The 3,904-nt window shown below is 45.0% G+C and carries 4 protein-coding genes and 1 tRNA gene; 1 reads left to right on the top strand and 4 read right to left on the bottom strand.

Annotation, left to right across the window (positions count from 1 at the left end; translation table 11 throughout):
* Both NC238_09125 and NC238_09120 read right to left on the bottom strand, forming a co-directional pair.
* Positions 1-235: DUF1080 domain-containing protein (locus NC238_09125; GenBank protein MCM1566087.1), on the bottom strand; the 235-nt coding region annotated here is incomplete at its 3' end.
* Between the two features lie 291 nt (positions 236-526).
* Positions 527-598 (bottom strand) — tRNA-Arg (locus NC238_09120).
* Positions 599-734: 136 nt separating this feature from the next.
* Between NC238_09120 and NC238_09115 the strand changes: the two genes are divergently transcribed.
* The gene (locus NC238_09115) at positions 735-1,235 is read left to right on the top strand and encodes a flavodoxin (GenBank protein ID MCM1566086.1); all 501 of its coding nucleotides are present in this window, start codon (positions 735-737) and stop codon (positions 1,233-1,235) included.
* A 640-nt stretch (positions 1,236-1,875) separates the two neighbouring features.
* Here the strand turns inward: NC238_09115 and NC238_09110 are convergent.
* Together NC238_09110 and NC238_09105 are read right to left on the bottom strand one after the other, a co-directional pair.
* Complete coding sequence (locus tag NC238_09110; GenBank protein MCM1566085.1) at positions 1,876-3,228, bottom strand: DUF1080 domain-containing protein; 1,353 nt, start codon at positions 3,226-3,228, stop codon at positions 1,876-1,878.
* A 173-nt stretch (positions 3,229-3,401) separates the two neighbouring features.
* On the bottom strand, positions 3,402-3,904 hold a 503-nt coding region (locus NC238_09105), incomplete at its 5' end, for a hypothetical protein (GenBank protein ID MCM1566084.1).

Here is a 3,904-nt window from a genome sequence, read left to right as displayed (position 1 = left end):
GGTTTCTCAACGAATCGTACGCATCGTAACGCACCTTGATCATGCCATCTTCCACCCGAAAGGTGTTACCGAAATTATCCCCTGCTTCATAGCCGGTGATCTTTGGTGTCCATCCGGTCAAATCCTTCCCGTTAAAGAGCTGAATCCACTCTTCCTCTGTTGTTTTCTGCTGGTTGCAGGAGGTCAACACTAAAACCATTGCAATGAGACCAGTTAAAATCCATTCTTTTTTCATCTGTTTCTCTGTTTTCTGTTATGAATGCTGTTTTGATTCACACGAACATTAAGCGTCTTTTTCATCTCCTGTCAACGTTAACGAAACAATTTGATTCAACACAACCATTACAAAGATAACTATTTATTTTTAGATTCTTAACAAACCATCAGATTACTCGCTTAATCCAGTGAAACACAAGCGAAAAAATAATCATTTTGAATTGCACTAAAAAGAAGATAAAAAAGTATCGGCAGAAAAACAGAAAAGCTGTAACTGATGATGATGTCATCTGTTACAGCCTTACGAAAGTAGCCCGGCCGGGAATCGAACCCGGATCTAAAGTTTAGGAAACTTCTATTCTATCCATTGAACTACCGCGCCATATGGAAGTGCAAAAATACAGTTTTTTTTCGACAATTTGCAAATGAAAAAGTATTTGCCTCTATTCCGACAAACAATTTCTTTATGAAACTGTTTATGAATGAAAGAAAATATATTCAATTAAGCTGATACAACAATGAACAAAATAGCCATTCTATACGGTTCTTCGGGCGGAAATACAGAATCTGTGGCAAAACAGGTGCAGGATCTTTTCGACGGGAATGCCGACATATACAATGTAGAAAATGTGTCTCTCGATGAAATAAAAGAATATCCCTACTACGTGCTGGGTACTTCTACAACAGGTGTGGGAGACCTGCAGGATGACTGGGAGGGTTTTCTCCCCTCTTTTTCCAGGATGGATTTTACCGGTAAAACAGTAGCTATTTTCGCATTGGGAGACAGTGCTTCCTTTTCGAGCAGTTTTGCCGAATCGATGAAAGTAATTTACGACGAGATCAAAGACAAGGTAAGAATTATAGGACAGGTGCCCGATGAGGGATATACCTATGACGATTCCAGTGCTGTCACCGACGACATGTGGGTAGGATTACCCATTGATGAGGACAACGAATACGACATGACCGAGAAGCGCCTGGTGAGTTGGGTTGAAGGATTAAAAAAAGAATTTGTATAAAAGGGAGGTTGCTCATTTCATCGCTTTGGGATGAGAACATGTTTTAGCAGCACATGGCCTGAAAGAGCCAATATTTTTTTGCCTGCATCACAGTATCAATAACAAGAGGGTAAGACTTTGACAGCTACCCTCTTTTCTTTTGGCATTCAGTTCAGGACCCCTTCTCTGTGAAGTTCCCGAAAAATACATCCATCACGCATTGTATTGATGCGTTTTCCATGTGCTACACGGTAGACATGCCATACGCTGGTGCCGTGTTTTTTCGCCAGCCGGCGGTACAATTGACGATTCCTGCAGTACAGCAGAAAATGGACATACGTAACAAACATAAGGTGTGTTTTTGATCGTTCTTGTAATTGACTTTTTTATTTAACCCGGGTTATGCCGACAGGATCAGCCTCATTGAATGATTCATATCATAGACACTACAAATATAGATGTATATTTGATATTATCAAAATAAAGACAGTTTTAATGCAAAATAAAGTCATTATCGGGAAAAAGGGATAATTTCTGATATAGCCCCATTGTTTGGATGGGTGAATATATTAAAGTGAGTATGACTGACATAAAAAACGACCCCCAAAAGTTATTTGTTTAACTTTTGGGGGTCACTGCTTTCTGCAAGTATTCCGGGCTGTTACAACTCTTTTATTTTAATATTCTGGAACCATACTTCATCACCATGATCCTGCAAAAGGAGAAGGCCTTCTTCAGCGTTCCCGAAATTGGACCAATCCTTATATTTACTGTAATTCACCAGCGCCTCCCACATTTGGTTGTTCCGTTCATAGGTTATAATTTTTTCGCCATTCAGCCAATGTTCTACGTGGTTTCCCTTGACAACCACCATGGCAGTATTGAAAAAACCATTCCGGTAGGGCTTGTCTTCCGGAGCTGCTATCAAGTCATACAATGAACCCAACGTCCTGTTACCTGCAACACCCAATTTCGCATCCGGGTGTTTTTTATCATCGAGAATCTGAAACTCGCACCCGATGGCAGACCCTTCCCCTTTGTTCAGATTGGTATCGACGAAATATTTAATGCCGCTGTTAGCTCCTTCCGTTATCCTGAAGTCTACCTTCAACATGAAGTTCTTATAGGGACGGGTGGTGACAATATCGCCTCCGTTGGTTGATTCGCCACCGGTACCTTTCACTACTTTCAGGATACCATCCTCGATCATCCATCCTTTTTCAGGAAAACCGTCGAGTTTGGCACCGCGCCAGCCCTGGGTATCTTTTCCGTTCCACAGCAGCTTCCATCCCGCTCTGGCTTCCCGCTCGGAGAGCGTGTTGGCGATCTGATTGATTTGCGGGATTTCCTTCTCTTCCGGGGACTGAAAGCGGTCAAGGTCTTCTGTGAGGATGCGGATATTACGCCAGGAAACGGTTTTCCCTTGCTGTTCCGCTTTCCCTATCGCATGTACCTGCAGTGCGATGAATCCCGATTTAGTGGTACTGTCCAGCAAATCGGCACAAGGCACACCATTCACCCATGTGCGGATGGAGTTGCCGATCGCTTCGATACGGGCACTGTTCCACTCTCCATGCCTGAAGGCTTTCTGACCGGCAGGGTTCTCTGTAAGGGGGTAGAGCCAGCCACGGCGTGCCTCATCGTAAACACCGCCAGTCCATGCCCTTGCAGACGGGTCGATCTCAAACTGATACCCATGCACCCGTCCATCCTTATACTCTTTCAGGCTGTTGCTGCGGAACTGTACGCCCGAGTTTAATCCCTCGTCGATCTTGAAATCAAATTCCAGGATAAAATCATCATACATTTTATTCGTGGACAGGAAGGTGTTGGGTGTGTTCATTTTCGAAATCCCCGTGATGATTTTGTCCTGTACCTTATACTCTGCCGTGCCATTTAATTTTGTCCATCCGCGCAGATTGCGGCCATTGAACAGATCCTGCCATTTCGGCTCCTGCGCCGAGGCTGAAATAACAACCATCATCGCAATCAGTAATACACAATTTTTTTTCATCTTATTATGCTTGTTTATTCATTCGCTGTCATAAAATGATCCCGGATGCCGTTCACCCAAAAGGGGAAGGCTGAAGAGTGAAGAACGATACGCCTGTCCGAATCCCAGATCCCAATCCATGGCCTGACATCGCGGATCCCAACACCTCCTTCTCATATCCCGGATCTCACCTCTCAGATTACATAAAAATCTTCCCATCCTTTTCGTGGCGGCTCTCCGGCGAGGAAAGCATCGGCAAAGGCATCGTTGGTGACACGTTTGGTTTCCCTGTCGAAAACGATCTTCCTGTTCAGCCGCTGTGCGGCCACACCCAGGCAGAACACCTGACTCAGCGGAGCCGATATTTCAAACGGTGACCGTGTCTTCTCCTTACCCTGGCAGGAGAGCAGGAAGTTGGCAAAATGGTTGGAGGGGCTCTTTGGCACCTCAGGCAGCTTTTTCTCCATCTCTCTGGCTTTCTCATCCGGGATGATACTCAACGTGCTGCCATGCGATCCGCCTTTAAAAGTCAGCTCCTTGCTATAGATCTCCTTTCCCGGGTTCAGTTTGGCCGGCTGTATTTTTCCGCCTGCCACTGTCGGGATGTTGGGATCAAGCTCCGAGACACCGTAACCATCGGGTACAGCAGGGATATTATCCAGCCCATCATACCAGGTGATCACCACCGGCGGCATAT

The organism is Dehalobacter sp. (assembly GCA_023667845.1).
Lineage (GTDB): Bacteria > Bacillota > Desulfitobacteriia > Desulfitobacteriales > Syntrophobotulaceae > Dehalobacter.
Note: the sequence above shows the minus strand (reverse complement) of the source record. Positions and strands in the feature narration are given on the sequence as shown.

Excerpts from the sequence above, each read along its gene's own strand:
- NC238_09110 (MCM1566085.1), bottom strand. The coding sequence starts at position 3,228 with ATGAAAAAAAATTGTGTATTACTGATTGCGATGATGGTTGTTATTTCA.
- NC238_09115 (MCM1566086.1), top strand. The coding sequence starts at position 735 with ATGAACAAAATAGCCATTCTATACGGTTCTTCGGGCGGAAATACAGAA.